This window comes from Mycobacterium heidelbergense (assembly GCF_050205645.1).
Lineage (GTDB): Bacteria > Actinomycetota > Actinomycetes > Mycobacteriales > Mycobacteriaceae > Mycobacterium > Mycobacterium heidelbergense_A.
Genome location: NZ_JBNMQT010000006.1, coordinates 167,723 through 191,988 on the forward strand (window position 1 = coordinate 167,723; position 24,266 = coordinate 191,988).

Consider the following 24,266-nt stretch of genomic DNA (forward strand, 5'->3'; position numbering starts at 1 on the left):
AGGGCCATGTTGGGCCGCCCAGCGGCCGGCCCGCATTCGCTTTACCATCATGCTGTGCATGTCTTTCCTCTCCGTAAATTGGTCGACGTCGGCCTGGCTGCGGCCATGGTGACAGCTGCGCTGACGATCGCCGCCGCCGTACTACCGCCCGAAACACCGGGCGCCGCGGGGGCGGCCGCCGCGGCGAACTGCCCCCAGGTGCAAATCGTGTTCGCCCGCGGCCGTAACGAGTCACCGGGGCCCGGCGTCCTCGGCAACGCGTTCATCAGCGCCGTCGAATCCAAAGCCGGCAACCGAACCATCGGCACCTACGCCGTGAAGTATCCCGCCGACACCGAGGTCGACGTCGGCGCCAACGACATGAGTCACCACATCCAGGACGTGGTCAACAACTGCCCGAACACCCGGCTGGTGCTGGGTGGCTACTCGCTCGGGGCGGCGGTCACCGACGTCGTGCTCGCGGCGCCGATCTCGGCCTTCGGCTTCGACAGCCCGCTGCCGCCGGGCATCGATCAGCACATCGCCGCCGTCGCCTTGTTCGGCAACGGAAGCCAGTGGGCGGGTCCGATCACCAACTTCAACCCGACGTACAACGACCGGACCATCGAGTTGTGCCACGGCGCCGACCCCGTGTGCAACCCCGCGGACCCGAACACCTGGAAACAGAACTGGCCGCAACACCTCGCGAGCGCCTACATCGACGCCGGAATGGCAAACCAGGCCGCCGATTTCGTCGTCAGCAAGCTTTAGACGGTCACCGCGTTCCGGCTGCCGAGATTGACGGGCAGCCGGGCGAATCCGCGGAGATTGACCAGTCCACGCCGTTGTGTGGGACCGCTCAGCTGTAGATCGGGGTATGTCTCGAACAGCGCGCGTAGCGCCGTCGTCCCTTCGACGCGTGCCAGGGCGGCGCCCAGGCAGGCGTGGATCCCCGACGCGAATGCCAGATGGTCGCGCGCGTTGGGCCTGTCGATATCGAGATTGTCGGGATTGGCGAACACCTGCGGGTCGCGATTGGCGCCGCCGAGCAGCAAGGCAACCATGTCGCCGGCCGCGATGCGTTGACCCTCCAGCTCGATGTCGCATAGCGCGGTGCGCGCGGTCATCTGCACCGGGCTGTCGAGCCGAAGGATTTCCTCGACGGCGGTCGGCCAAAGCTCGGGGTCGGCGCGCAAGCGCGCAAGTTGGTCGGGATGTTGCAGGAGCAGCACGATGCCGTTTCCGATCAGGTTGACCGTCGTCTCGAACCCCGCGCCGATGAGCAGTGCGGCGTTCGCGGTGAACTCGTGGTCGGTCATCGCGCCGTGGGAGGCCAGCCGGCTGAATGGATTGTCGCCGGCCTCACCGGAACGCAATTCGTGGAAGCGCTCACGCAGTTCGCGATCCGCACCGCGCAGGCTGGTAACGGCTTGCCGATAGGTGCGCCAGCCGATCCCGATGTCCAGCAGTGGCGCTCCGCTGTGGCCCCACCCCAACATCCACGGGTGAGTGTCGGGGTCGAGGTCGAGGATCTCGGCAATGATAGCGACCGGCAGCTGGGACGCGAAGTCCGCGATCAGATCCGGATCCGGCGCGTCCGCAAGGCGATCGATGAGCTGATCGGTCACCTCGACGACGCGGGTGCTGAGCTGATCGGTGGCCCGCGGAGTGAAGCTTTGCGCCACCAGTTGTCGATAGCGGGTGTGCTCGGGTGGATCGACGACGACCATGGCCGGCGGTTCGACGGGATTGGCCGCCCCGTGGTCGGCGGTCCGGGCGATCAGCGCCCGCAGTGGACGGGGCAGATCCATGCTGGACGGCGCTGTCACGCCGAAACGTTTGTCGCGCAGAACTTCTCGGCATACGCCGTGGTCGACGCTGACCCAGGTGAACGGTGTCCGCACCAGCGGTCCGCGTGCCCGGATCTCCTCCATCAAAGGATAGGGATCGGTGGCGTGACCGTGACTGGCGATCAAGCGGCCCAACGGTTCGCCGCGCAGCGCCTGAACCTTCATGAACGTGCGGGCCACGCCGTGCATGGCCGCCCACCGGACCCACATACGAACCCCCATAACAACCCCCTACCAGCAGAAAACTCGCTAGGCTAGTAGCAGCGAGACAAATAGACGAATAATGTCTCGCATGTATCAATGGCTACGATACGACGAACGGCATGGGCCAGCAAGGAGCAATCGTGACCACGAGCCGAACGGCTGAGTTCGTGCGGCGCCTGACCGCGCCCGAGCCTGCCGTGCTCGCCCAACTCCACCGCCCCGACGACATCACCGCCCGCATCTTGGGTGCCGCGCTCGAGCAGGCCGGACTCGTCGGAATGCGGCGCATCACAATGGAAGACGTCGCCCGCCGTAGCGGGGTCGGCCGTGCGACGCTGTATCGCCGCTTCCCCACCAAAACCGCCCTCATCGACGCGGTCGTCCTCGCCGAGGCCCGGCGCTACTTCGAGGGCAACGAGCAAGCGTGCGCGCACGCCACCACGCTCGAAGATCGCTTGGTCTACGGCACCGTGTTCACCGTGACGTTCCTGCGGGAGCACGCGTTGCTCAAGAACTTGCTGCGCACCGAGCCCGAGACCATCCTGCCGAGCCTGACCATCGACGCCGGCCCCATTCTCGACTTCGCCATCGACCAATCCGCGGCCGAGTTGAGGGCCGAAATCTACGGTACGAAGGCCACCACGCCCGACCAGGAGCGCCACCTACGCACCGTCGCGGAGCTCCACACCCGCCTGACCCTGTCCTTCATCGTCACCCAACACAGCGGCATCAATCTCGCCACCATCGACGACACCCGCGCATTCGTGCGCCAATACCTGCTTCCGATGATCACTGGCCCACGTTGACGGGAGCGACGCTATGTCGCAATCTCACGCTTCGTACTCGACGTGGTACCAGTGGCGAACCGGCTTGTCGCTCTTGTCGACCTGACCGGTATCCACCGCGCTGATCACGCTGACCTCGGTCATCCCGGGATTGTTGGCCTCGATGTAGCGCTCCAACTCGTGCAGCAGCGCACCATGCGACTGCGCGGGGTCGGCGAGCGCCTTGGTTCTGTATGTTCGCGGCACCGAAAGCATGATGCCGACGTATTCATTGATGTGTAGCATTCGTTATTGCCCTGTCGTGCAAGACGATTCGTCACATTTGGTGCCGGTCAAAGGCCACGGCCGACCGTCTCCGCGCGTGCAAACCCACGTAACCGAGTACCAGTCCGGTCCCGATCTCGCCGACCGCCGTCAGCCAAGAGAACCACGTGACGTTGATCCGCGGTCCGGAAACGAAGCTGTCCTGAAAGCGGGGCAGAAAAGTGGGCAGCACATGCGCATAGACGAACACCAGCGCGCTGCCGAAACCGACGGCGATCGCCGCGTCGGCGGCCCATCGGTGGTGGCGCAAGATCAGCACGAGGGCGACAACCACGAAAACGCCCTGGATCATCCCGCCGACCATGATTGCCGGCGGAGATGCCGCCATTCCCCGCCGAAGGTGATCCATCCCGTGGAGCCCGAATGCCGCGGTGAAAACGATGACCGCTACGGCTAGCGAACGCCGGGCGGTCAGTGGATGCGAATCGTTGGACATCGTTGTCCTCCCAACCATCGACTACTACATAAGGTAGTAGATCATCGGGCCGATGTAAATGGTTTAACCGCAAGGAAGCGATTTCGCACTCGGCGCGCGCGGACGCTCGTAGTCCAGCGAATAGCGCGATCCGGAACGCCCAGTTTTACCAATACAATTGGTGAAAATTGTCAGGGCTATTGCGATGTGGCACAGCCGAATTCGCTGACCACGGCGCGCCTAGACGTTTCAGGCCGGTGTGTCGGTACCGGTGTACACCTTGAAGTTGCGGATAACGGGGACGGCGTCGTCCTCCGAGGCGGCGCGGCGCCGGGCAAGAGATGACGGATGCCGATGCATCGCTTCACTGCGCTCGCGTGCGCGCCGCTGAGCCGCAGCCCAGGCGGGATGCGAGCGAAGGAAAATAACCGTCGCTCCTGATGCATTCGCCACGATTGTCAACTCCTCCCAGAGCCACTCAACCCGCTGCAAAAGCCACCACAGGTGGTTATCGGTTCGTGATCCCAGAATGCCCAGCCAATCCTGAGACCAAACCATCGGTCATCTTGAGAATTGGCCATGAATTCCTGGTAAATCCCGAGCCATTACCTCGCCGCCCCTTTTGGGGCGACCGCGATCCAAACGGTAACGACACCCACCGACAAACTTTCTGTTTCAACCCCGTGCTGCCTCGGCTGCTATCGTCGCTTGCTTATGCCTGAGATGGATCGCCGCCGCATGATGTTGACGGCAGGGATCGGCGTGCTGGCGGCCGCGCTCCCCGTCCCTGAGGCCCGTGCCTTCCCATCCCGAACGGATGCGTCGATGGGCAGGATGCCGCCGCCCGCCGCGCCGAGCGGCCAGACCGGGACCTACATCTTCGCCGATGAATTCGACGGACCGGCCGGGTCGGCCCCCGATGCGTCGAAGTGGGCGATCGCGCGCGCCCGCGAGACGATCAAGGACCCGACGTACTGGGAGCAGCCCGAACACATCGGGCAGTACCGCGACGATCGCCGGAACGTCTTCCTCGACGGTAAGTCCAACCTGGTCCTGCGCGCCGCGAAAGACGGCCCGACGTACTTCAGCGGCAAGGTTCAAAGCCTCTGGCGCGGCGGGGTCGGCCATACCTGGGAAGCGCGGATCAAGCTCGACTGCCTGACCCCCGGCGCGTGGCCCGCGTACTGGCTGGGCAATGACGATCAGGGTGAAATCGACGTCATGGAGTGGTACGGCAACGGCAAATGGCCCTCGGCCACGACCGTCCACGCCAAGGCGAACGGCGGTGAGTGGAAGACCCACAACATCGCGATGGACAGCGGCTGGCACACCTGGCGCACCCAGTGGGACGCCGCGGGGATCCGGTTCTGGAAGGACTACTCCGACGGCGCGCAACCGTACTTCGACGTCCCGGCCAGTTCCCTGCCCGATTGGCCATTCAACAACCCTGGCTACACCGTTTTCCCGGTGTTCAACCTTGCGGTTGCCGGTTCCGGGGGCGAGGACCCCGGGCCCGGGACCTATCCCGCGGACATGCTGATCGACTGGATCCGCGTCTGGTAGACGCTCACGTCGCGTTTCCGGCGAACCATGCGCTGGTCACCGTCCGCGTCTCAGGCGGCGGGAAGTGGGCTCCCGGGGCGCCGAGTTCACCGACCTTGACCGTCCAGGCCGCCGCCGAGCGGTCGATGCAGCTTCCGGCGCCCTGGCTCGGAAGCCATAGCACCCGCAGATTCGCCCTCGGGGCCTCGCACCAGTAAGCGCCCTCGTACCCGTCGTCGCGCAAGCCCCAGGCGCCGCCGTTGCGAAGTAGGCAATGTGTGCCGTCGTCGAGGGCGAGCGCGAACGGATCCGGCGTCGCGGTGGGCTGCACCGGCGGGAGCGAACCGCCGTAGGTGACCCGGTGCAGGCTCTTGTCCCACGGATTGTCCACGCACAGCAGCGATCCGGGCGTCGACGGCCAGCATGTTCCGGCGCCTGCCGCGCTCGGCGAGCAATAGTAGATGTTGTCCGCGACCGCCGATGGTGAGGGCGTCGAGCAATCGTTGACCGCGACGACGTTGCCCTGCGCAGGCGCCTCTCGGTAGCCGTTGATGGGTTGGCCTTGGGGTCCGATAGCCACCGTGGTGATCGCCTGGGTCGGCGGCGGTTCAGCGTTTGCCGTACCGGCCGCCGGGAAAACGGCAATGGCCATCGAGGTGATCGACACCATCGCAACTCGCAACGCATCCATCTGGTCGACCCTCCTCCACAGGACCCCCCTTGAATGGTCGCTCGCAAAACCGCCCGGCTCAATGGCTAAGCAGCGCGACCGCACTCCGGGGCCTGCGAACCGGCTGACGCACATCAGGCTGCGGGAGCCACGCGAGCGGTCGCATCAGAATCCGGGCCGCATCGGAGACGTGGGTGATGGAGTGGCCGGGGCCCCACATACGTTGCGTGATAGCACTCCCGCCTCCGCTCGACCGTGTCATGTGTCGCGTCCGGTACCGTGCGCTCATGTCTGATCGAAACCGCCGCTTCCTGCTCCGCGAGCGCCCGTCGGGGCGCATCGGCCCGGACACGTTCGAGCTCACCGAGGAGGCCGTCCCCGAAATCGGGGACGGCGAGGCACTGGTGCGCGTCGACTGGATCTCGCTGGACCCGACCAACCGCGCGTGGATCAACGACACGCCCACCTATCTGCCGCCGGTCGGGATCGGCGAAGTCATGCGCGGCGGCGGGCTCGGCGAGGTCGTCGCGTCGAAGAATCCGAATTATGTTGTCGGCCAAACGGTGCAGGGCCTGGTCGGCTGGCAGGAGTATGCGGTCGCCTCGGATGCGATGCCGTTGTTCCCGGTCGATGTGGCCGAGGGTGTTTCGCCGACCGCTTACATGGGCGCGCTCGGGATGACGGGGCTCACCGCATGGGTGGGAATCCGCGACATCGGCAAGCCGAAACCGGGCGAGACGGTGGTGGTCTCGGCTGCGGCCGGAGCGGTCGGCTCGGTTGCCGGCCAGCTCGCCAAGGCCGACGGGGCCCGCGTCGTCGGAATTGCCGGCGGGCCGGAAAAGTGCGCGCTGCTGACCGACCAGCTCGGCTTCGATGCGGCGGTGGACCACCGCGCCGACGATTGGGCCGCCCAGCTCGCCGCGGCGACACCCAACGGCATCGATGTCGACTTCGAAAACGTCGGCGGCAACATCATGGACGCGATCTTCGCGCGCCTCAACATCGGCGCCCGCGTCGCGCTCTGCGGTCTGATCTCCGGCTACAACTCGGCCGACCCGCCACCCGGACCGCGCGCGTTCGGAAACCTGCTGATCCAGCGGGCGACGCTGCAGGGCTTCATTGTTCTCGACCACTTCGGCCGCGCGCCCGAGGCAATCCGCGAGATTGCCGGCCTGATCACCCAGGGCAAACTCACGCCGCTCGAGACCGTCGTCGAGGGCTTCGAACAGCTGCCGACGGCGATCAACATGCTGTTCGACGGCAAGAACGTCGGCAAGCTCATCGTCAAGACGTCGGGCTAGATCGTCGGTTGCCAGTCGTCCGGTTGTTGGGATCGGTAGCGGTTCGGCCGGGCTGTACTGATCGCAACGACGCCGCCACCGAGGCGGCGCGTGACGAAAGGAAGTCAGCAAATGAGGATCGTGCCGGCCAGCATCGAAGAACAGATCAACCGTGTCGATCGCCAGCGCAGCCTGTACATCGGGATCAGCGCCGCCCTGATCGCGCTGTGGAGTGTCTACCGAGTGCTCTGGACCCTTTACATCGGGATGACGTTTGGTTGGTTCTTCGGGTCGATGGTTTTCCCGTTGGTGCTGTGGGGCGTCATCGGAGGCGTCGCGGCGGTCGCGGCCACCGGCTTCCTGACCCGCTACTCCAGGGGATCATGAACCTGCTCGACGCAACGGAGAGTTCCGAACCCGCTTGGGGTTCGGAACTTTTCCGTTTGGGCGGCGGTTGCCGCGTCAGCGTAATTCCTGGATGCGGATCAGGTTGCCCGCGGGATCGCGGACCGCGCAGTCGCGAACGCCGTACGGCTGCTCCGTCGGCTCCTGGACGATCTCGGCGTCGCCGGCCTGTAGCTGCTCGAAGGCGCCATCGAGGTCTTTGGTGGCCAGCAGGAGCATCGCGTAGGTGCCCTTTGCCATCATCTCGGCAATGGTGCGGCGCTCGTCGTCGGTGATGCCCGGGTTGGCGCCCGGCGGGTTCAGCACGATCGACGTGCCGGGCTGAGCGGCAGGGCCGACGGTGATCCAGCGCATCTTGCCCTTTCCGACGTCGAGGCGGACCTCGAAGCCGAGGGTGTCGCGATAGAAGGCGAGGGAGGCTTCCGGATCGTCGTGGGGCAGGAAGCTCGAGTGAATGGTGACGTCCATGACCGTCAGGCTAGGTGGGCCCCCGCGGCGTGCGCTTCTCGATTCCTGATCGGTCTTGTCACCTGTTTTTCCACGCACGGCGGCAGCCCGGCGGTCCCGCCCGTCGTCTGATCCCGATAAGTACTGGGCGGCATGCCGACAAGCTCGGTGAACCGAGTGCTGAAGGTCCCGAGCGAGGAGCAGCCCACCGCGTAGCAGACCTCGGTGACGCTGAGATCGCCGCGGCGCAGCAACGCCATCGCGCGTTCGATGCGCCGCGTCATCAAATACGAGTACGGCGACTCCCCGAAGGCGCGGCGGAATTCGCGGCTGAGATGCCCGGCGGACATGTGTACCCCGCTTGCGAGCGCCTCGACGTTGAGGGGCTGCGCGTAATCGCGGTCGATGCGATCGCGAACGCGACGCAGCCGCGCGAGGTCGCGCAGGTGTTGTTTGGCCGAGCTATCGGTCACCTGGGCGATGCTGCCACGTTCACGTCTTAGGCGGTCATTGCGGGCGCCGCTCGCCGAGTTCGTCGAGACATAAACCTCGGCGACTGCTCCCGGCGTGTCGCCGCAGCTGGTTATGTGTCGCGGAATCCGGGGTGGGTCAACAGGAGCCTCTAAACCAGCTCCGGGTGGAACTTGGTCGCCATCCGGCGAAGCCCGTCGCGCCAATCCACCGTCGTGCCCCCGATCAGTTCGTGCATCTGCGTCACGTCGGTGGGGTTGCCGCGCAGCGCCTGGGCGCTCTCGTCGAAAACCGGCTCCTTGCCGACCAGCGAGCCGAGGTAACCACACCACTCCTGGAGGCTGACGGCTTGATCGCCACACCAGTTGACCGTCGTCGCCGGAACCGACGCCGCTTCGAGCAGCTTCGGAATCGTCGCGATGATGTCGTCCTCGTGGATCGGGTTGTACCGGGCGGGACCGCCGGGCGGGACGGGGATCGGGATTCCGGCCAGAATCATCTCCATGTGGTAGAACGGCCACCCGCCGTTGTCGCCGTATGGGACGTTGAGCCGGGCGATGGTCGTGGGAATGCCCAGTGCGCGCGCCATCGTCCGGGCGACGACCTCCCCGGCGATCTTGGAAATGGAATAGGTGGGGAATAGCGGCTTGTGGTTGTCGCCCAGGGCGGCGCGTTCGGTCCGCGGTTCGTCGTCGGGCGGGTCGTAGACGGCCGCCGACGAGCAGTGCAGGAACCCTTTCGCGTTGCGGCAGTGGGCCATCAGCAGGCCGACGGACTCCGCGTTGGCACCCAGATCCTTGTCCCAGTCGCCGCTTTTGGCGACGGCCAAATTGAGGACGTAGTCGAAGTCCGACGGGATCGCGGCGAAGTCTCCAGCGGCCAGGTTGACGGTCTCGCACCGCACGCCGGATTTCTCCAGTGCCGCACGAGCCGCCGCATTGGTGAACCGCGCGATACCCCAGACCTCGTTGTCGACCGCCAGGGCCTGGGCAATGGGACTGGCAACCTGCCCGGTGGGACCGGTGATGAGGATTTTTTCGCCGCGCATGCGCTGATGGTAGGCGACCATTGGTGGCGAGACGCCAGCGGCAATGCCTACTATTTGCGTATGCATGCAGATAGCTGTATTGCCCATGCCAACCCCCATGACCATGACCATCCGCGGGGTCTGCGTGGCGCGATCAGGGAGATCTTCGCCCCCCACTCCCACGGCGCCGCCGACAGCATCGACGATGCCCTGGAATCCAGCGTCGCGGGGATCCGAGCCGTCAAGATCAGCCTGGTGGTACTCGGGCTGACCGCGACCGCCCAGTTCGCCGTGGTCATAGTGTCCGGCTCTGTCGCGCTTGCCGCCGATACCATTCACAACTTCTCCGACGCCCTGACCGCGGTGCCGTTGTGGATGGCGTTCGTGTTGGGTACCAAGGCCGCCACGCGCCGCTACACCTACGGGTTCGGCCGCGCGGAGGATCTGGCCGGTTTGTTCGTGGTCGCGACGATCACGCTGTCGGCGATCGTCGCCGGATACCAAGCCATCGTGCGGCTGACCCATCCCGAACCGATCGGGCACGTCGGATGGGTTGCGCTCGCGGGGCTGATCGGGTTCGTCGGGAACGAATCTGTGGCCCTCTACCGGATGAGGGTCGGGCGGCGGGTGGGCTCGGCCGCCTTGGTCGCTGACGGGTTGCATGCACGCACCGACGGGCTGACCTCCCTGGCGGTGCTGTGCTCGGCCGGCGGTGTCGCGCTTGGGTTCCCGCTGGCGGACCCGATCACCGGCCTGGTCATCACCGCGGCAATCCTGGCCGTTCTGCGCACGGCGGCACGCGACGTGTTCCGTCGCTTACTCGACGGTGTGGACCCCGCGATGGTCGACGCCGCCGAACACGCGTTGGCGGCCCGCCCCGGGGTGCACGCGGTGCGCAGCGTGCGGATGCGCTGGATCGGGCACCGCCTGCACGCCGATGCCGAACTGGACGTCGATCCCGCGCTCGATCTGGCGCAGGCGCATCGCATCGCCCACGACGCCGAACACGAACTGACGCATGCCGTCCCGAAACTCACCAGCGCGCTGATCCACGCCTATCCCGCCGAGCATCAACCGGCGTAGTGTCCGGAGGCCATGGCCACAACGATCCGTTTCGTCGAGGCGAATGGGCTGAATTTCGGCTATCTCGAGGAGGGTTCCGGGCCTCTCGTGCTGATGCTGCACGGGTTTCCGGATACGGCGCACACGTGGGACGATCTTCGCCCGCGCATCGCCGCCAACGGATACCGCGCGGTAAGCCCCTTCCTGCGCGGCTATCACCCCAGCGCGATCCCGGATCGCGACACCGACCAAGAGACCCTGGCGCGTGATCCGCTTGCGCTGATCGACGCGCTAGGCGCACGCGACGCGGTCGTCATCGGGCACGACTGGGGCGCCTCGGCCGCATACGGCGCGGCGGCGCTGGGCCCCGAGCGGGTGACGAAGCTAATCGTCGTGGCCATTCCCCATCCGGCGACGCTCAAGCCGTCACCGAAGAAGCTTTGGGGCGCTCGTCACTTCGTGGCGTACAAGTTGCCGGGAGCGTCGAACCGCTTCGCGCGCAACGACTTTGCGGCCCTTCCCGCCATCTATCGGCGCTGGTCCCCAACATGGAACCCCGATCCTGAAGAGTTCGACGCCGTGCGCGCGTGCTTTTCCAACCGGGCGAGCTTGGATGCGGCGCTCGGCTATTACCGCAAGCTCTCCCCCATTCCCAGCGCGTCGCTGCGGGCGCGGATCACGGTGCCAACGGTTGTCTTTGCCGGGCTCGACGATCCAGTCCTCGAACCCTCCGACTATCGAGCCGCCGCTCGGATGTTCGACAACGAGTACGTCGTCGAGGAGGTACCGGGCGGGCACTTCATGCACCGGGAGCATCCCGAGGTGTTCGCCGAGCGGCTCTTGGCGCATCTGTAAACCGGCGCCGTCACCGAGATGCGCGACCGGAACAGCAAAGGACGCAGTGGCGAGCGACTGCCGTAGCCAAACGACAGGCGGGCGTCCGCGCCTCAGAGCCCCGGCTGATCGTCGATGATGCCCAGCCATATCTGTGCCACGTCGATGGCCACCTTCTCGCTGATGAAGGCGTGTTGCGTTCCGGTGTACATGTCGCGGAAAGCCCGCTCGAGGCGGCTGCCCTCGCGGATCGAGCTGGTGCCGGCGACCAGATGGGCCCACTCGGCGCAGGCTCGGGCCGTGTCGGTGGCATAGACCGCCGCCACCCGCATGTCCGCGCGCAGGGCCGGGGTCAGATCTTCGCCCGCGGCAACCGCCGACTCGGCAGCGGTGAACGAGTCGAGCACCAGTAGGCGGGCGGCGCGCCAGGCCGCGCGGTGGTGCGCCAGTCCCTTCTGGAACGTGGGCCGGCTGGCCAGGGACGCCATGTCGCTCATCCGGAACTTCGTTGCGGCCAAGTCCTGGACATCGTCGAGCATGCTCTTGGCCACACCTAGTGCCCACGATGCGTGGCCGGCGGCGGTGACGGGCATCAGCCCCATGCGGGTGGCCGGCGACTCGCCGCGACATGGCTGCCTGACAAACAGTTCGAAGGTGCGGCTCGCGGGCACGAACACGCCGTCGGCGCTGTAGTCATAGGATCCGGTCCCCTTGAGCCCCTGCACGAACCAGCCGTCGTTGAAGCTGATCTCGTCGCGCGGAACGACCGCGACCCGCATCTCGGGGAAACCTTCACTGATCCAGCGCATTTCGCCGTTCTCCATCGGCAAAAATCCCGCCGCGATGTATTGCGAGTGACCGATGCCCGAGCCAAAGTTCCACGACCCGTTCAACAGATAACCGCCGTCGGCGACGGCCCCTTGCCCATTGGGAAAGAACTGACCCCCCAGGGTGACGCGGTTGTCGTGCGCGGTAAAGACTTCGGCGAAGCCCTCGTCGGGCAGATATGCGGCGGCGGCGAACGAGGACGGCAGGTTGGCGATGCCGATCCAGCCGAATGAACCGTCCTGCCAAGCCATTTCGATCCACGTCTCGATCATCTCGGTGAAAGACGGCTCAACACCGCCGGCCACAACCGGATTGAACGCGGACATCAGTCCGCTGCCCCACATTTCGTCGACGATCGCAGGGGTCAGCGTGCGCATCCGCTCGGATTCGGCGGCTTCGGCCCGCACGAGATCCCGCATGCCGCGAGCCAGCGATACGACCCGGTCACCGGTGTCGGCTATCGACGTCATAGGGGTGACCGTACCGGCCCGTCCAACCGCATCGGCAAAGCGGCCCTACCGTGTCTTTTGTGCGATGGATCGTGGATGGCATGAACGTGATCGGGAGTCGCCCCGACGGTTGGTGGAAGGACCGCGGCCGCGCGATGGCCACGCTGGTGGAGAGGCTGGACCGATGGGCCTCCGATGGAGGCGAGACGGTGACGGTGGTGTTCGAGCGGCCGCCGTCGACCGCCATCACGTCATCGTTCGTCGAAATAGCGCACGCGCCTAAAGCGGCCGCGAATTCCGCCGACGACGAGATCGTCCGGCTGGTTCGGGCCGACGCAAGCCCGCGCGACATTCGCGTGGTGACGTCGGACAGAGCGCTGCACGATCGGGTCCGCACGTTGGGTGCATCCGTCTACCCGGCGGAGCGATTCCGTGAACTCATCGATCCGCGCGGCCAGTGACAGTTAGCTCGGGTGGGTCTTGACGTCGAACTCGACCCGCTCGCCCTCGACCTTGGTGATGCGCATGTTCGCGACGTACGGCGTGCCCTCTGGCCCGGTGAAGTGACAGTCGAACTGTCCACCCACCTTGGCTTCCACCCCGGATGGGCAATGCACGTCGTTCGGATGGAAGCCGGTCTGCTTGGAGACGACATCGACGACGGATTGCGCCGCGCCGTCGGGTTTGATGGTCGACTTGGAACTACAGCCGGCCAGCTGCACAGCCACTAGGCCGACGAGCATCCCCGTGAGGACGCGGACGCCGGCACTTCGGATGAAGGGTCGCATCGCTGTGCTCCTTTGCCGCACTCGCGCTCGGAGAAATCTGCGCGGAATCGCAGGCTAACACGCTTTCGTTGCGATACAACAGGTTACGAAGACAAATGATGATGGGCTGCAAAGGTGAGCGGTAATGGCACTTCGACACGTCGTGATAGCTGCAAATTTCGCCATGGCCACCCTCGGAGTCGGGACACCGGTGGCGGGCGCCGACCGGCCCGAACCCGTCCCGCTCTATGGCTCGTACAACACGTTCCTGGATCACTCGAAGCAGACCTTCAATGGCCAACCGCGGGCATCGGAACCATCGACACAAGCCGCCAGCTTCACCACCAACTGCGACGCCTCCGGCTGCGTCGCGCACTGGCTATTGGTGGAGCAGTTGCGGGACAACCCCAATGCCCCATCATTGTTCGACTACCAATGGTCGGGCGACCGGTGGGTGTCGCGCTCGGACTACCCGTTCCACTGCGACGACGGCGGCACCGTCGCAACGACCAGATCCGATTTCCTGGTGCCCAACGGTGACGGAAGCTTCCGTGGCGAGCGGACTTTCGCGGTCGGCGCACCCGGATGTCCCGGAGATGGTCCCGGGATGTACTGGCTGCCGTTTACCCTGACGCCCAGCTGAGCGCCGCCATTGCCCGCCTGGCGGTAGGTTCTAGCCGACCGCCGCCAGCGCGGCATCGTAGTTCGGCTCCTGGGCGATCTCCGGCACCAACTCCGTGTACGCGACGTTGCCGTCGGGGCCGATCACGACCACCGCGCGGGCGAGCAGCCCGGCCATGGGTCCGTCGACGATGCCGACGCCGTAGTCCTCGCCGAAGCCGCCGCGGAATGCCGACCCCGTCTTGACGTTCTCGATGCCCTCCGCCCCGCAGAACCGCGCCTGCGCAAACGGCAGGTCTTTGGACACGCACAACACAGACGCCCCGCTGGCGGCCGCACGCTCGTTGAACGTCCGCACGCTGGTCGCACACACCGGTGTGTCTATCGAGGGAAAGATGTTCAGCACCACGGGCTTACCACTGAACTGGTCGTTGCTGACCGCGCTCAAATCCGTGCCGGTCAAGGTGAAGGCCGGGGCTTGAGATCCGACGGCGGGCAGCTCGCCGACAGTGTTGATCGGGTTTCCTCGCAAGGTTATCTGTGCCATGGCCACAGTCTGCCAAGCCCGGGACGGCCGACCCTGGCCAGGTCGGCATGTCCTAATTCGTGGGCTGCAGGGCGTAGACGACACGCCCCTGCGTGGCCAACACTGGGTCCATGGCTCGCAAAGTGGTGATCGTCGGCTTTCCCGGCGTGCAGGCACTCGATGTGGTGGGGCCACATGACGTCTTCAGCACCGCATCGCTGCTGACCGACGGCGGATACGACGTCGTCGTGGCGTCCGCCGGCGGTCATCCCGTCAGCACCGCCACCGGCCTGTCCTTCCAGGCGGCGCCGTTACCGGATCCGGGCGACCCGCTCGACACCGTGGTGCTCCCCGGCGGCGGTGGCGTCGACGACGCACGAACCGACAGTGACCTGGTGACATGGATCAAAGCCGTCGCCGAAACCGCCCGCCGCGTCGTCACGGTCTGCACCGGCGCATTCCTTGCGGCCGAGGCGGGGCTGCTGGACGGCTGCCGCGTGACGACGCACTGGGCGTTCGCCGGGCGGCTGGCACGCGAATTCCCCGCCGTCGACGTCGACCCCGACCCGATCTTCGTCCGTAGCTCCGACACCGTGTGGACGGCCGCGGGCGTCACCGCGGGAATCGACCTCGCGCTCTCGCTGGTCGAGGACGACCACGGCACCGAGCTGGCGCAGACGGTGGCGCGCTATTTGGTGCTGTATTTGCGGCGCCCGGGCGGTCAGACGCAATTCGCGGCGCCGGTATGGATGCCGCGGGCGAAACGGCCCTCGATCCGCGAGGTGCAGGAGGCCATCGAGTCCGAACCGGGCGGCTCGCACAGCATCGGCGAACTGGCCCGCCGCGCGACCATGAGCCCCCGTCACTTCACCCGCGTCTTCACCGATGAGGTTGGCGAGGCGCCCGGTCACTACGTCGAACGCATCCGCACCGAAGCCGCTCGCCGGCAGTTGGAGGAGACCGACGACACCGTCGTGGCGATCGCCTCGCGGTGCGGCTTCGGAACCGCGGAAACCATGCGGCGCAACTTCATTCGCCGCGTCGGTGTCTCGCCGGATCAGTACCGCAAGGCCTTCGCCTAGTCGTTGGGCCTAAATCATTGGGGCTAAGCAGAGAGGACGACAGCGATGACCCAGATTGCCATTGTGGCCTACCCCGGATTCACCGCCCTGGACATGATCGGACCGTACGAGGTGCTGCGAAACCTCCCGGGCGCCGAGGTGCGATTCGTCTGGCACGAGCCCGGACCGATCACCGCCGACTCCGGCGTTCTAGTCATCGGCGCGACGCATTCGCTGGCCGAAACGCCTTCGCCCGACGTGATTCTGGTGCCCGGCGGTCCGTCGACGCCGGTGCACGCACGCGACGAGCGGCTGCTGGACTGGCTGCGTCAGGCCCACCGGACCGCCAGCTGGACGACGTCGGTGTGTTCGGGGTCGGTGATTCTTGCGGCGGCCGGCTTGCTCAAGGACCGGCGCGCGACCTCGCACTGGATTGCGCTTCCCGCCCTGAAGGCATTCGGCGTCATCCCGGTGTCCGACGAGCGAATCGTGCATCAGGACAACGTAATAACGAGCGCGGGCGTCTCGGCCGGCCTGGACCTCGCACTGTGGCTGGCCGGGCAGATCGCCGGCGAGGGCCGCGCGAAGGCCATCCAGCTCGCTATCGAATACGATCCACAGCCACCATTCGACTCCGGGCACATGTCCAAGGCGTCGACGACCACCAAAGCCGCCGCGACGGCGCTGCTTTCCCGGGACAGCATGAAACCGGCCAACCTGTCGGCGACGGCAATGCTGGCGTGGGACCAGGCGTTGACGGCGGTGCGCTCACGCCGGCGCAAACGCGTCTCGGTTAGCCCGCGCTAGGCGTTGGGCTGCAGGATTTCGTCGGAGGCGAGCCGGCCGCCGGCCTGCATCCACGCGGCGACGACCCCGGGCGCGTCGCGGTTGGGGTTGTAGATGTCTTCCTCGCTGGAAAACAGGCCGTCGCCGGCATAGACCAGTCGCGTCCAGTTCGGGAACCAGAACGGCTCCCCGTCGGGGTCCGTGGGGTGGTCGAGCAGATTCTTGATCATGACGACGAGCGCGTCGTTGTCGTCGTCGTGGGCGATCCACCCATTGGGAAAGCGCATGTGCGGGAACGGGGCCATGACCGCGACGATCCAGTCCCGCACCGCCTCGCGCCCGCGGAACACGCCGTAGTGATGCTCGGTGTAGACGACGTCCTCGGTGAATAGATCGGCAAAAGGCCGCCAATCACCCGAAGCGCTGCATCCCTCGACGACGGTTGTGTAGTTCGCGAAGGCTCGCTCGATTTCGGCCCTGGTGAATTTGCCCATGACGGACACACTAGAACGTGTTTCGGTTGCAGGCGGCTCGGATGGATGGGGATATCGGATGAACGTATTGGACTTGTTCAACTTGGAAGGCAAGCGGGCCCTGGTGACCGGGGCGTCCAGCGGTATCGGCAAAAGGGTGGCCGAGGCATATCTGCAAGCCGGCGCCGACGTCGCGATCGCGGCGCGGCACCCGGACACCTTGGAGCGGGTCGCCGCAGAGATCGCGGCGGCCGGTGCCGGCAGGGTCGTGCCCGTGTGTTGCGACGTAGCCCAGCCGGACCAGGTGAGCGGCATGCTCGACCGGGTGACCGCGGAGTTGGGCGGCATCGATATCGCGGTCTGCAACGCCGGCATCATCACGCTCACCCCGATGCTGGACATGCCTCTCGAAGAGTTCCAGCGCATCCAGAACACCAACGTCACCGGCGTTTTTCTCACCGCCCAAGCCGCGGCCAGGGCAATGGTCCGCCAAGGACACGGCGGAGTCATCATCAACACCGCCTCGATGTCCGGCCACATCATCAACATCCCGCAACAGGTCGGCCACTACTGCGCCTCCAAGGCGGCGGTCATCCATCTCACCAAAGCCATGGCGGTCGAATTCGCGCCGCACAAGATCCGGGTCAACAGCGTCAGTCCCGGCTACATCCTCACCGAACTCGTCGAGCCCTACGCGGAATACCACGCCCTGTGGGAGCCGAAGATACCGCTGGGCCGCCTGGGTCAGCCGGAAGAGCTCACCGGCCTGTACCTGTACCTGGCCAGCGAGGCGTCGAGTTACATGACCGGTTCCGACGTCGTGATCGACGGCGGCTACTGCTGCCCTTGATCGCGCTTATCCGACGGCGCGGGCGCGGCCGAACCGGGTTCGCAAGCCCGGCGAAAACAGCGCACGCAGCCGATCGCCGGCGGGTCGCACCGCGCCCGCGTCCACCAATTCGTCGCTCAGCTCGACGATCTCGGCGGCGCGCAACGGCCACGGGTCGTGCTCGATCGGCACCCACCACGTGCGCCCGCTCCTGCGGGTGTGCGCGCCCCACCGGGCGGTAAGCCAAACCTCGAGCGGTGTCGGCTGGATCGCGTCGCCGATGGTGACCGTGACCCGGCTGCGCAGGCCGCGCCGGGGCCAGCGGCGCACGCTGTCATACGTCACCTGGTCGCCGTCGCGCGTCACCCGCATCCGCGACCAGGTGTAGGGGACGCCGAGGCCGATCCGGATCGCGGGCACGGCGGCTAGGCGAGCCGTTTCCGCCGACCGGAACAGGATGCCGTGTCGCCCGGCCTCATCGACCGTGTAGAGCCGGACATTGGTCTCCGCGAAGCTACCGACATACGGCAGTGGTAGCGCGGTGCCAACCCTGGTGCTGCTCAACATGAACGGGACCAGCGCCACGTACGTCAAACCATCGGCGAAAACGTCCGGCCGGGTTCCCGGCGGGCACAGGCCTTCGACGCTCTCGGGCCGCACCGGCCAATGGATGAAGGTCAGGTCTTCCCAGCGCTGCTCGAAGGTGACTCGACCGGGAAGCGGCGGCGCGACGATCGGGTACCCGGCGTGATCCGGGCCCCCATCCGACTCTGCGGCGGGCGGGCCGGGCGTGGCGGTCATTCGATCATCGTGGCACGGCGACTGGCGCCGCCGTCGCGATCTATGGCTCTATCTGACCGGAGATTCCGCGCTCGATGCTGGCCTGTGTGGTGGACGGCAGGACTATGAGGCCATCGAGTTCCTTACGGGCTCGCTCGTAGGCGTTCTGGCGTTCCTGCGGGGCCGCGGCGGAGTCCGAGGCCACCCGCAACAGGTTCTGGGCGCGCGCGATGCGCTGCTGGCCTTCTTGGGAGAAGTCGCTGCGGCGCCGGCGCATCGCCTCGGCCTCCGCGACGTTGAAGGCGCTCACGTACTCCTCGACCGCGGACAGATACTGCGCGGCGGTCTCCCGGTCATCGAGGAGGTCTTCGGCTTTGACGGGGCGGAGGAAATCCGCCCGGAGCTTGGCTTTGTGGAAGCCGATCGTGAGCGGGTTACGCATGTCGGTCATGAGCGGGAAGTCGAGCAGCTTGGCGAAGTCGAGCTCGTAGTCGAGCCAGCGTTTGTCGGTGCGGCTGTGCTCCTCCAGGACCCGTCTCAGCGACTGCCATTGAGCCACCTGATTGTTGGCGGTGCGTTCGGGCGCCTCGGCGCCGGGCTCGGGCGATTCCGCGGCGCCCGGCCGGTTGCCGCGAAAGGCCCGCAGTGCGCCGATGACCAGGCCGACCAGCGGCAGCAGCAGAATCAGGAACTCCGCCAACCGGATAAGCACACCCACACCGCCAGAATGCCACCGAGCGGGTAGCGGTCGCGTAAGGCAAGGTTTAGACGACCGAACGCGATCACAACGCGAGCGAACGATCACGGTAAGGAAAGCCGATGACGACGGAAGAAGACCGACACGTCGAACGGGGCGGAGTTGTTCAGCGCCTCACCGCGCTGTGCGTCCGGTACGTCGAACGCCTGATGCCCGACCCGTACTTGTTCGCGGTCATCCTGACCCTGATCGTCGTCGGGTTGGTTGCGCTTCTGGTCCGGGGCGCGACGGCCTCCGGCATCCTGAAGGCGTGGTACGGCGGCGTGTGGGGGCCGCAGAACATCTTCACCTTCGCGTTCCAGATGGTGCTCGTCCTGGTGACGGGTTACACGCTGGCCGAGGCGCCGGTACTGAAGCGGGCCATCGTCCGTCTCGCGAGCAAGCCGACCAACCAGGTTCAGGGAGCCCTGCTGTGCTTCTGCGTCAGCACCGTCTTCTCCCTGCTGAACTGGGGACTCGGCCTGGTGGCCGGCGCGTTGGTCGCGCGACAGGTCGCAAAGCGACTCAACGGTGCGCATTTCGGCTACCTGATCGCCGCCGGGTTCATGGGCTTCATCGTCTGGACGCAGGGTCTGTCGTCGTCGATCGCGCTCGCCAACACGGACACTTCCAGCCCAATCAACGTGATTCACAAGATGACCGGCACGATCGTGCCGCTGCGGCTGACGATTTTTCAGCCGTACAACGTGGTCGCGGTGCTCGTCGTGTTCGCCCTGCTCGCCACCGCGATCTGGCGCATGGCACCCACGCAGAGCCTCCAGCCCGACCCCGCCGTGTTCGAAGAGGAGCCCGAACCGGACCCGCCTGAGGGCAAGCGGAGCTTTGCCGAGTGGCTGGAAAACCTGTGGATCCTCAATGTCATCGTCTTCGCCGCGGGCGTAACGTACTTCGTGCTGAGCGGCTTTGCGCTGAACATCTCGTCAATAATCATGCTGTTCACCGTGACGAGCGCTTTGCTGCACCGCACTCCGATTCGCTTCATCCGCGCATTTTCCGGCGCGGCAAAGGTGTCCGGGCCGCTGCTGCTGCAGTATCCGTTGTACGGCGGAATCGTGGGGCTGCTGGGTTACCTGCCGATGGGGTCGAGCAAGGCGCTGCAGACGGTGCTCGCCGAGGCGCTAGTGCGGGGCGCGGATCAGTACACGCTTCCGTTTCTGACGTTCGTCGGTTCGGTTCTCATCTCGCTATTCGTGCCGTCCGGTGGCGGGCATTGGGCGGTGCAGGGGCCGATAGCGGTCGGTTCGGCCGTGGCCGTCGGCCAGCACGCGCCGGCTTACCTCGGGTTGATGTCGATGTCGGTCGCGGTCGGCGAGGGCGTCGCGAACATGATTCAGCCGTTCTGGCTCTTGCCGGTGATCGCGATCGCGAAGCTCAATGTGCGCCAGGTAATGGGCTTTACGGTGATCGCGTTCCTGATCGGATTCGCGGTGGCGAGCGCCGCGGTTCTCGTTGCGCCCCATGTGCTTTGATGCGGGCTACATCCAGAGTTTCGCCAGCGAGTCGGCGAGCGCTTCCGGATCTTGCTTGTCGGTGTTGCAACTGATGGCAACCGACGTTGCTCGGTCCTTGCTGATACGGAATGCCGTGACGAATCCGCCCCAGGCGCCGTCGTGATCGAGCATGCCGTTGGCCAGGGAGTAGATCCCGGCGCCATACTTGTCGCGGCCCGTCGGCTCGGTTGGCACGGCGCCGGCCAGTTGCGCCTCCCTCAGTTTGGGTCCGCCCAGGCGGCCGGTTCGGTAGTTGTCCGCCCAATAGACCAGTTGGCTGGGTGTGGTCTGGATGCCGCCGTCGCCGACCTGCTCCCAGCCCGATCGGGTCGCCCGGTACCCCTCGCTGCCCTTCTCATACGCGATGGCTTTGCCGGGAACCTCTCCGGTCGGATCCAAGACCATGGCCAGACTCAACGGACGGAAGATCTCCTCGGCTAGCAACTGCGCCAGCGGTTTCCGCGTGATCCGGTGGACGATCTCGCCCAACAGTAAGTAGTTGGAATTCGAATATTCGAACCGCGAACCGGGTGGAAACTCCAGGTTCGGCACGCTGTCCAGGGCCTGCAGGGCTTGGTCCTGTGTCGTATGGTCGCTCAACTGGAACCCCTGGGCCTCGAGCAGCCCGACGTACTCGGGGATGCCGCTTGTCTGGTGCATCAGCTGTCCGACGCTGATGGTGCCGGACCACGTTGGCAGTTCGGGCACGTATCGGGATAACGGGTCGTCGAGCGTTACCTTCCCCGCGTCAACCAGCAGCAGCAGCGCGGTGGCAGTGAATTGCTTGGACACCGAGGCGATGTCGAACACGGTTTGCGTGGTGATCGCGTTGCCGTTCGACACGTCGGTGACGCCTCGAACTCCCGTCCAGACGACTTCGCCCTTGACGCCTACCGCTGCCGAGCATCCAGGTCCGTCGGCCTCGATAGCGGCGTCGAGTAAGTTCTGGCTGCGGGTCGTTGCGGCGTCGTGATTTGTTGTAGTACCGGCGGGCGTGGCGTTTCGACCGTCGGAGCAGCCGCTGAGCGACAACATCGCTGCGAGGACCAGCACCGGCAGTCGCGTTACCATGTTTATTCACAACGTCTTTCGCGCCCGCAGGCGTTGCGATGCGGGGCGGCCGGTTGCCATGCGTACGAGCAGGCTGAAACGGCATCGGCTTGACTCACAGGGTGAGTATGCGCCTGATCCGGCGTGGACGGTAAGGTACCTGGCGATCCCATCCGGGGTCATTTGGATGTCTCACCGGGGAGTCGGGCATGGCGGGTCGGAAGTTTTCGTTCGAGATCGACAAGACCAGTAGCGCGCCCGCCGCAACGTTGTTCCGGCTCGTGGCGGATGGAGCGAATTGGTCGAAATGGGGCAAGCCGATCGTGGTGCACTCAAGCTGGGCGCGGCAAGGTAATCCGGCGCCCGGTGGTGTCGGGGCTATCCGCAAGATCGGGATGTGGCCCGTGCTGGTGCAGGAGGAGACCGTCGAGTACGAGCAGGATCGCCGGCACGCCTACAAACTGGTCGGACCCGCCTCGCCGGCCAAGGACTACTTCGGCGAAGTCGTGTTCACGCCGAATGCGGCCGGCGGCACCGACATTCGCTGGACGGGCTCGTTTACCGAGGGAGTGCGCGGAACCGGTCCGCTGATGCGGGCCGCGATGGGCGGTGCCGTGCGGTTTTTCGCGGGCCGCCTGGTGAAGGCGGCCGAGCGCGAGTCGACCGGCGGGCGGTAGCGATTATTCCTGCGGCTCAACGGTTTTCGAGCCGCTATTTCGAACCGACCTCGTCCTGGTACTTCTTGGCCATGTGCTCGACGGCCTGCAGCTGTGACTGCGCGAGCCCGTCGCGCACCTGGCCGGCGCGTGCCGCCGCATCGAGCGTCGGCTGCGCCTGACCCTGAAAGTGCGGTATGACTTCGGCGGCGAACAATTCGGCCGAGCGTTTGGTGGCCGCCGGATTGGCCCACTCGTGACCCATCTGCAAGAAGCAGCCGAAGCCGCCGGACTGATCCCACACCCGCTGCACCTGTTCCCGCGCCCGCTCGGGAGTCCCGATGACACCTGCCCCGTTGTCGTTGATGACGTCGATCATCTCGTCGAGCTGCTCTCCCGGCATCGTCATCTGCGGGAAGGCCGCGACCTTCTGGAAGTAGTTGAACCACGACTCGATGCCGAATTTCACGTCGGCGCGCGCCTGTTCGTCGGTCTCGGCGATGTGCATGGGCCCGACCAGGCTCCAGTCCTTGCGGTCGACTTGGGTGCCGAAGGCTTCCGCGCGCTCCTCGACGATGCCCCAGTGATACGACAGCGCGTTGAAGCCCTCGACGGTCAACGTCGCCCCGATGGAGAGCAGGCCGATGCCGTGCTTGCCGGCCAGCCTCGCGCCGGTCGGTGAGGCAACCGCGGCCACCGCCAGCGGGATCCCGCCGTCCGAATATGGGGCGAGCTGCAACTTGGCGTCGAACAGCTGGTGTGTGGCGGTCTTGGCGCTCACCGTTTCGCCCGCCAGCAACCGAACGACGATGTCGAGGTTGGTTTCGAGAAGCTCGCGAGTGTCGGTGGGGTTCAGCCCGATCATCGCCGAGTCGGTGGGCAACGAGCCCGGTCCCATCCCGCCGATCACACGACCATGGGTGAGGTGATCGAGCAGCATCAGGCGGTCGGCGACCCAAAGGGGGTTGTGATACGCGAGCGAGATGACTCCGGTCCCGAACCGAATCCGCTTGGCGCGCTCGGCCGCCGCGGCGATGAAGACCTCCGGTGAGCTGATGATCTCGCTGCCGGCGGAATGGTGCTCGCCCAACCACACCTCGTCGAAGCCGAGGGCGTCGAGGTGCTCGATGAATTCCAGGTCGCGTTGTAGCGCAAGCGTCGGGTTGGTGCCCGCGCGATGGAATGGGGCGATGAAATAACCGAACCTGAGCTTGGCCATGAGGTCCCTTTGCAATCGAGTTGTCGGAAACCATAACCCGAATGCGCGATCCGCCCTAGACCTCCCGAGATAGCTCAGCCGGTGGGGCCAGCTTTGCATGGCCCCACCGGCTTGGGAGCAAGTCTTCGTTTGTGAAGTGCTCTATCGCGCGCTCAATACCGGCATGCTCGGTGACGGCATGCGATCACGGATATCCGCCGCAGACGTTGCCGACGCATCCGCCGCCACCGCCCGGTCCGCCGCCGCCTCCGCCGACGCCGGGAACGGTGCCACCGCCGCCACCGGGGCCGCCGCCACCCGTGGGGCCACCCGGAACGCTGCCACCGCCGCCGCCCGGTCCGCCGCCGCCGGTGGGGCCACCGGGCACGGTGCCGCCGCCACCACCCGGACCGCCGCCGCCCGTCGGAGCGCCGCCGCCGGTGCCCGGCGCGGTGGTTGGCGCCACGCTGGTCGACGGAGTGGTCGTTGGGGTAGTCGTACTGCTGGGCCCTTTATTGCCGCCGCCCCCACATCCGACCGCTACGACGAGCATGGCCGCACCGCCAAAAAGCGCGACAGCAGTTCTGGCTTCGGATCTCATCAGATTCCCCACTCTCCACTCGCGCCACAGTTACCCAGTCAACCTGTCGTACCCCGCCGTAGCGGGGTGCAAACAGGAATGAAGGTGAATCGGGCACGC

The 24,266-nt window shown here is 66.1% G+C and carries 31 protein-coding genes; 14 read left to right on the forward strand and 17 right to left on the reverse strand.

Annotation, left to right across the window (positions count from 1 at the left end):
• The first annotated feature begins 105 nt into the window (after nucleotides 1-105).
• Nucleotides 106-750: a cutinase family protein gene (locus ACQI5H_RS08800; RefSeq protein ID WP_427079125.1), complete on the forward strand. Its 645-nt coding sequence runs from the start codon at nucleotides 106-108 to the stop codon at nucleotides 748-750.
• Here ACQI5H_RS08800 and ACQI5H_RS08805 read toward each other — a convergent pair.
• Entirely contained in the window at nucleotides 747-2,051 is a 1,305-nt protein-coding gene (locus tag ACQI5H_RS08805; RefSeq protein ID WP_427079004.1) for a cytochrome P450, read from the reverse strand. The genes ACQI5H_RS08800 and ACQI5H_RS08805 overlap by 4 nt on opposite strands.
• Before the next feature lie 122 nt (nucleotides 2,052-2,173).
• Between ACQI5H_RS08805 and ACQI5H_RS08810 the strand changes: the two genes are divergently transcribed.
• Nucleotides 2,174-2,839: a TetR/AcrR family transcriptional regulator gene (locus tag ACQI5H_RS08810; protein WP_427079005.1), complete on the forward strand. Its 666-nt coding sequence runs from the start codon at nucleotides 2,174-2,176 to the stop codon at nucleotides 2,837-2,839.
• A gap of 24 nt (nucleotides 2,840-2,863) precedes the next feature.
• Here ACQI5H_RS08810 and ACQI5H_RS08815 read toward each other — a convergent pair whose 3' ends face one another.
• The 3 genes from ACQI5H_RS08815 to ACQI5H_RS08825 form a co-directional block, all read right to left on the reverse strand.
• The gene (locus ACQI5H_RS08815) at nucleotides 2,864-3,064 is read right to left on the reverse strand and encodes a hypothetical protein (protein WP_427079006.1); all 201 of its coding nucleotides are present in this window, start codon (nucleotides 3,062-3,064) and stop codon (nucleotides 2,864-2,866) included.
• Nucleotides 3,065-3,134: 70 nt separating this feature from the next.
• On the reverse strand, nucleotides 3,135-3,578 hold the full coding sequence (locus tag ACQI5H_RS08820; RefSeq protein WP_427079007.1) for a hypothetical protein: 444 nt from the start codon (nucleotides 3,576-3,578) through the stop codon (nucleotides 3,135-3,137).
• A 228-nt stretch (nucleotides 3,579-3,806) separates the two neighbouring features.
• Nucleotides 3,807-4,115, reverse strand: coding sequence for a hypothetical protein (locus tag ACQI5H_RS08825; protein ID WP_427079008.1), 309 nt, complete (start codon nucleotides 4,113-4,115; stop codon nucleotides 3,807-3,809).
• 156 nt (nucleotides 4,116-4,271) lie between these two features.
• On the opposite strand from ACQI5H_RS08825, the gene ACQI5H_RS08830 reads away from it, so the two are divergent.
• On the forward strand, nucleotides 4,272-5,120 hold the full coding sequence (locus tag ACQI5H_RS08830) for a glycoside hydrolase family 16 protein (protein ID WP_427079009.1): 849 nt from the start codon (nucleotides 4,272-4,274) through the stop codon (nucleotides 5,118-5,120).
• Nucleotides 5,121-5,124: 4 nt separating this feature from the next.
• Here the strand turns inward: ACQI5H_RS08830 and ACQI5H_RS08835 are convergent, their stop codons facing one another.
• Nucleotides 5,125-5,790, reverse strand: a complete 666-nt coding sequence (locus ACQI5H_RS08835) for a hypothetical protein (protein ID WP_427079010.1) — start codon at nucleotides 5,788-5,790, stop codon at nucleotides 5,125-5,127.
• 266 nt (nucleotides 5,791-6,056) lie between these two features.
• Between ACQI5H_RS08835 and ACQI5H_RS08840 the strand changes: the two genes are divergently transcribed.
• Nucleotides 6,057-7,070: an NADP-dependent oxidoreductase gene (locus ACQI5H_RS08840; RefSeq protein WP_427079011.1), complete on the forward strand. Its 1,014-nt coding sequence runs from the start codon at nucleotides 6,057-6,059 to the stop codon at nucleotides 7,068-7,070.
• Nucleotides 7,071-7,181: 111 nt separating this feature from the next.
• A complete protein-coding gene (locus ACQI5H_RS08845) occupies nucleotides 7,182-7,436 on the forward strand; it encodes a hypothetical protein (RefSeq protein WP_427079012.1) in 255 nt (84 codons plus the stop codon).
• Nucleotides 7,437-7,511: 75 nt separating this feature from the next.
• On the opposite strand, the gene ACQI5H_RS08850 is transcribed toward ACQI5H_RS08845, so the two are convergent.
• The 3 genes from ACQI5H_RS08850 to ACQI5H_RS08860 all read right to left on the reverse strand — a co-directional run bounded on the left by ACQI5H_RS08850 (nucleotide 7,512) and on the right by ACQI5H_RS08860 (nucleotide 9,420).
• Complete coding sequence (locus ACQI5H_RS08850; RefSeq protein WP_427079013.1) at nucleotides 7,512-7,922, reverse strand: VOC family protein; 411 nt, start codon at nucleotides 7,920-7,922, stop codon at nucleotides 7,512-7,514.
• 5 nt (nucleotides 7,923-7,927) lie between these two features.
• Nucleotides 7,928-8,374 carry a helix-turn-helix transcriptional regulator gene (locus ACQI5H_RS08855; RefSeq protein ID WP_427079014.1) on the reverse strand — a complete coding sequence of 149 codons (447 nt, stop codon included), beginning with the start codon at nucleotides 8,372-8,374 and terminating at the stop codon, nucleotides 7,928-7,930.
• Nucleotides 8,375-8,523: 149 nt separating this feature from the next.
• Nucleotides 8,524-9,420 (reverse strand): NAD-dependent epimerase/dehydratase family protein, encoded by an 897-nt coding sequence (locus ACQI5H_RS08860; RefSeq protein ID WP_427079015.1) that lies wholly within the window; start codon nucleotides 9,418-9,420, stop codon nucleotides 8,524-8,526.
• Between the two features lie 60 nt (nucleotides 9,421-9,480).
• On the opposite strand from ACQI5H_RS08860, the gene ACQI5H_RS08865 reads away from it, so the two are divergent.
• Together ACQI5H_RS08865 and ACQI5H_RS08870 are read left to right on the forward strand one after the other, a co-directional pair.
• Nucleotides 9,481-10,482, forward strand: a complete 1,002-nt coding sequence (locus tag ACQI5H_RS08865) for a cation diffusion facilitator family transporter (RefSeq protein ID WP_427079016.1) — start codon at nucleotides 9,481-9,483, stop codon at nucleotides 10,480-10,482.
• A gap of 12 nt (nucleotides 10,483-10,494) precedes the next feature.
• A complete protein-coding gene (locus ACQI5H_RS08870; protein WP_427079017.1) occupies nucleotides 10,495-11,316 on the forward strand; it encodes an alpha/beta fold hydrolase in 822 nt (273 codons plus the stop codon).
• A 92-nt stretch (nucleotides 11,317-11,408) separates the two neighbouring features.
• Here ACQI5H_RS08870 and ACQI5H_RS08875 read toward each other — a convergent pair whose 3' ends face one another.
• Nucleotides 11,409-12,593, reverse strand: coding sequence for an acyl-CoA dehydrogenase family protein (locus ACQI5H_RS08875; RefSeq protein WP_427079018.1), 1,185 nt, complete (start codon nucleotides 12,591-12,593; stop codon nucleotides 11,409-11,411).
• A 59-nt stretch (nucleotides 12,594-12,652) separates the two neighbouring features.
• Between ACQI5H_RS08875 and ACQI5H_RS08880 the strand changes: the two genes are divergently transcribed.
• A complete protein-coding gene (locus ACQI5H_RS08880; RefSeq protein ID WP_427079019.1) occupies nucleotides 12,653-13,033 on the forward strand; it encodes an NYN domain-containing protein in 381 nt (126 codons plus the stop codon).
• Between the two features lie 3 nt (nucleotides 13,034-13,036).
• Here ACQI5H_RS08880 and ACQI5H_RS08885 read toward each other — a convergent pair whose 3' ends face one another.
• A complete protein-coding gene (locus ACQI5H_RS08885; protein WP_427079020.1) occupies nucleotides 13,037-13,360 on the reverse strand; it encodes a DUF4333 domain-containing protein in 324 nt (107 codons plus the stop codon).
• A 163-nt stretch (nucleotides 13,361-13,523) separates the two neighbouring features.
• On the opposite strand from ACQI5H_RS08885, the gene ACQI5H_RS08890 reads away from it, so the two are divergent.
• The gene (locus ACQI5H_RS08890; RefSeq protein WP_427079021.1) at nucleotides 13,524-13,982 is read left to right on the forward strand and encodes a hypothetical protein; all 459 of its coding nucleotides are present in this window, start codon (nucleotides 13,524-13,526) and stop codon (nucleotides 13,980-13,982) included.
• Between the two features lie 30 nt (nucleotides 13,983-14,012).
• On the opposite strand, the gene tpx is transcribed toward ACQI5H_RS08890, so the two are convergent.
• Nucleotides 14,013-14,507, reverse strand: coding sequence for a thiol peroxidase (gene tpx / locus ACQI5H_RS08895; RefSeq protein WP_427079022.1), 495 nt, complete (start codon nucleotides 14,505-14,507; stop codon nucleotides 14,013-14,015).
• A 110-nt stretch (nucleotides 14,508-14,617) separates the two neighbouring features.
• On the opposite strand from tpx, the gene ACQI5H_RS08900 reads away from it, so the two are divergent.
• Together ACQI5H_RS08900 and ACQI5H_RS08905 are read left to right on the forward strand one after the other, a co-directional pair.
• Complete coding sequence (locus ACQI5H_RS08900) at nucleotides 14,618-15,568, forward strand: GlxA family transcriptional regulator (protein ID WP_427079023.1); 951 nt, start codon at nucleotides 14,618-14,620, stop codon at nucleotides 15,566-15,568.
• A gap of 45 nt (nucleotides 15,569-15,613) precedes the next feature.
• A complete protein-coding gene (locus tag ACQI5H_RS08905; protein ID WP_427079024.1) occupies nucleotides 15,614-16,354 on the forward strand; it encodes a DJ-1/PfpI family protein in 741 nt (246 codons plus the stop codon).
• Here ACQI5H_RS08905 and ACQI5H_RS08910 read toward each other — a convergent pair.
• Nucleotides 16,351-16,827, reverse strand: a complete 477-nt coding sequence (locus ACQI5H_RS08910) for a nuclear transport factor 2 family protein (RefSeq protein ID WP_427079025.1) — start codon at nucleotides 16,825-16,827, stop codon at nucleotides 16,351-16,353. The two genes, ACQI5H_RS08905 and ACQI5H_RS08910, sit on opposite strands and share 4 nt — an antisense overlap.
• A gap of 58 nt (nucleotides 16,828-16,885) precedes the next feature.
• On the opposite strand from ACQI5H_RS08910, the gene ACQI5H_RS08915 reads away from it, so the two are divergent.
• Nucleotides 16,886-17,656 (forward strand): SDR family oxidoreductase, encoded by a 771-nt coding sequence (locus tag ACQI5H_RS08915; protein ID WP_427079026.1) that lies wholly within the window; start codon nucleotides 16,886-16,888, stop codon nucleotides 17,654-17,656.
• Between the two features lie 6 nt (nucleotides 17,657-17,662).
• On the opposite strand, the gene ACQI5H_RS08920 is transcribed toward ACQI5H_RS08915, so the two are convergent.
• A complete protein-coding gene (locus ACQI5H_RS08920; RefSeq protein ID WP_427079027.1) occupies nucleotides 17,663-18,436 on the reverse strand; it encodes a YqjF family protein in 774 nt (257 codons plus the stop codon).
• A gap of 40 nt (nucleotides 18,437-18,476) precedes the next feature.
• On the reverse strand, nucleotides 18,477-19,133 hold the full coding sequence (locus tag ACQI5H_RS08925; protein ID WP_427079028.1) for a hypothetical protein: 657 nt from the start codon (nucleotides 19,131-19,133) through the stop codon (nucleotides 18,477-18,479).
• A gap of 101 nt (nucleotides 19,134-19,234) precedes the next feature.
• Between ACQI5H_RS08925 and ACQI5H_RS08930 the strand changes: the two genes are divergently transcribed.
• On the forward strand, nucleotides 19,235-20,641 hold the full coding sequence (locus ACQI5H_RS08930) for a TIGR00366 family protein (RefSeq protein WP_427079029.1): 1,407 nt from the start codon (nucleotides 19,235-19,237) through the stop codon (nucleotides 20,639-20,641).
• Between the two features lie 6 nt (nucleotides 20,642-20,647).
• Here ACQI5H_RS08930 and ACQI5H_RS08935 read toward each other — a convergent pair whose 3' ends face one another.
• Nucleotides 20,648-21,733 (reverse strand): serine hydrolase domain-containing protein, encoded by a 1,086-nt coding sequence (locus ACQI5H_RS08935; RefSeq protein ID WP_427079030.1) that lies wholly within the window; start codon nucleotides 21,731-21,733, stop codon nucleotides 20,648-20,650.
• A gap of 188 nt (nucleotides 21,734-21,921) precedes the next feature.
• On the opposite strand from ACQI5H_RS08935, the gene ACQI5H_RS08940 reads away from it, so the two are divergent.
• Nucleotides 21,922-22,389: an SRPBCC family protein gene (locus tag ACQI5H_RS08940; RefSeq protein WP_427079031.1), complete on the forward strand. Its 468-nt coding sequence runs from the start codon at nucleotides 21,922-21,924 to the stop codon at nucleotides 22,387-22,389.
• A gap of 34 nt (nucleotides 22,390-22,423) precedes the next feature.
• On the opposite strand, the gene ACQI5H_RS08945 is transcribed toward ACQI5H_RS08940, so the two are convergent.
• Both ACQI5H_RS08945 and ACQI5H_RS08950 read right to left on the reverse strand, forming a co-directional pair.
• Nucleotides 22,424-23,587, reverse strand: coding sequence for an LLM class flavin-dependent oxidoreductase (locus ACQI5H_RS08945; protein ID WP_427079032.1), 1,164 nt, complete (start codon nucleotides 23,585-23,587; stop codon nucleotides 22,424-22,426).
• Nucleotides 23,588-23,771: 184 nt separating this feature from the next.
• A complete protein-coding gene (locus ACQI5H_RS08950; RefSeq protein WP_427079033.1) occupies nucleotides 23,772-24,167 on the reverse strand; it encodes a hypothetical protein in 396 nt (131 codons plus the stop codon).
• Between the last annotated feature and the right edge of the window lie 99 nt (nucleotides 24,168-24,266).

Excerpts from the sequence above, each read along its gene's own strand:
- ACQI5H_RS08800 (WP_427079125.1), top strand. The coding sequence starts at position 106 with ATGGTGACAGCTGCGCTGACGATCGCCGCCGCCGTACTACCGCCCGAA.
- ACQI5H_RS08805 (WP_427079004.1), bottom strand. The coding sequence starts at position 2,051 with ATGGGGGTTCGTATGTGGGTCCGGTGGGCGGCCATGCACGGCGTGGCC.
- ACQI5H_RS08820 (WP_427079007.1), bottom strand. The coding sequence starts at position 3,578 with ATGTCCAACGATTCGCATCCACTGACCGCCCGGCGTTCGCTAGCCGTA.
- ACQI5H_RS08825 (WP_427079008.1), bottom strand. The coding sequence starts at position 4,115 with ATGGTTTGGTCTCAGGATTGGCTGGGCATTCTGGGATCACGAACCGAT.
- ACQI5H_RS08830 (WP_427079009.1), top strand. The coding sequence starts at position 4,272 with ATGCCTGAGATGGATCGCCGCCGCATGATGTTGACGGCAGGGATCGGC.
- ACQI5H_RS08835 (WP_427079010.1), bottom strand. The coding sequence starts at position 5,790 with ATGGATGCGTTGCGAGTTGCGATGGTGTCGATCACCTCGATGGCCATT.
- ACQI5H_RS08840 (WP_427079011.1), top strand. The coding sequence starts at position 6,057 with ATGTCTGATCGAAACCGCCGCTTCCTGCTCCGCGAGCGCCCGTCGGGG.
- ACQI5H_RS08845 (WP_427079012.1), top strand. The coding sequence starts at position 7,182 with ATGAGGATCGTGCCGGCCAGCATCGAAGAACAGATCAACCGTGTCGAT.
- ACQI5H_RS08850 (WP_427079013.1), bottom strand. The coding sequence starts at position 7,922 with ATGGACGTCACCATTCACTCGAGCTTCCTGCCCCACGACGATCCGGAA.
- ACQI5H_RS08860 (WP_427079015.1), bottom strand. The coding sequence starts at position 9,420 with ATGCGCGGCGAAAAAATCCTCATCACCGGTCCCACCGGGCAGGTTGCC.
- ACQI5H_RS08865 (WP_427079016.1), top strand. The coding sequence starts at position 9,481 with ATGCATGCAGATAGCTGTATTGCCCATGCCAACCCCCATGACCATGAC.
- ACQI5H_RS08870 (WP_427079017.1), top strand. The coding sequence starts at position 10,495 with ATGGCCACAACGATCCGTTTCGTCGAGGCGAATGGGCTGAATTTCGGC.
- ACQI5H_RS08875 (WP_427079018.1), bottom strand. The coding sequence starts at position 12,593 with ATGACGTCGATAGCCGACACCGGTGACCGGGTCGTATCGCTGGCTCGC.
- ACQI5H_RS08885 (WP_427079020.1), bottom strand. The coding sequence starts at position 13,360 with ATGCGACCCTTCATCCGAAGTGCCGGCGTCCGCGTCCTCACGGGGATG.
- ACQI5H_RS08890 (WP_427079021.1), top strand. The coding sequence starts at position 13,524 with ATGGCCACCCTCGGAGTCGGGACACCGGTGGCGGGCGCCGACCGGCCC.
- tpx (WP_427079022.1), bottom strand. The coding sequence starts at position 14,507 with ATGGCACAGATAACCTTGCGAGGAAACCCGATCAACACTGTCGGCGAG.
- ACQI5H_RS08900 (WP_427079023.1), top strand. The coding sequence starts at position 14,618 with ATGGCTCGCAAAGTGGTGATCGTCGGCTTTCCCGGCGTGCAGGCACTC.
- ACQI5H_RS08905 (WP_427079024.1), top strand. The coding sequence starts at position 15,614 with ATGACCCAGATTGCCATTGTGGCCTACCCCGGATTCACCGCCCTGGAC.
- ACQI5H_RS08910 (WP_427079025.1), bottom strand. The coding sequence starts at position 16,827 with ATGGGCAAATTCACCAGGGCCGAAATCGAGCGAGCCTTCGCGAACTAC.
- ACQI5H_RS08915 (WP_427079026.1), top strand. The coding sequence starts at position 16,886 with ATGAACGTATTGGACTTGTTCAACTTGGAAGGCAAGCGGGCCCTGGTG.
- ACQI5H_RS08920 (WP_427079027.1), bottom strand. The coding sequence starts at position 18,436 with ATGACCGCCACGCCCGGCCCGCCCGCCGCAGAGTCGGATGGGGGCCCG.
- ACQI5H_RS08930 (WP_427079029.1), top strand. The coding sequence starts at position 19,235 with ATGACGACGGAAGAAGACCGACACGTCGAACGGGGCGGAGTTGTTCAG.
- ACQI5H_RS08935 (WP_427079030.1), bottom strand. The coding sequence starts at position 21,733 with ATGGTAACGCGACTGCCGGTGCTGGTCCTCGCAGCGATGTTGTCGCTC.
- ACQI5H_RS08940 (WP_427079031.1), top strand. The coding sequence starts at position 21,922 with ATGGCGGGTCGGAAGTTTTCGTTCGAGATCGACAAGACCAGTAGCGCG.
- ACQI5H_RS08945 (WP_427079032.1), bottom strand. The coding sequence starts at position 23,587 with ATGGCCAAGCTCAGGTTCGGTTATTTCATCGCCCCATTCCATCGCGCG.
- ACQI5H_RS08950 (WP_427079033.1), bottom strand. The coding sequence starts at position 24,167 with ATGAGATCCGAAGCCAGAACTGCTGTCGCGCTTTTTGGCGGTGCGGCC.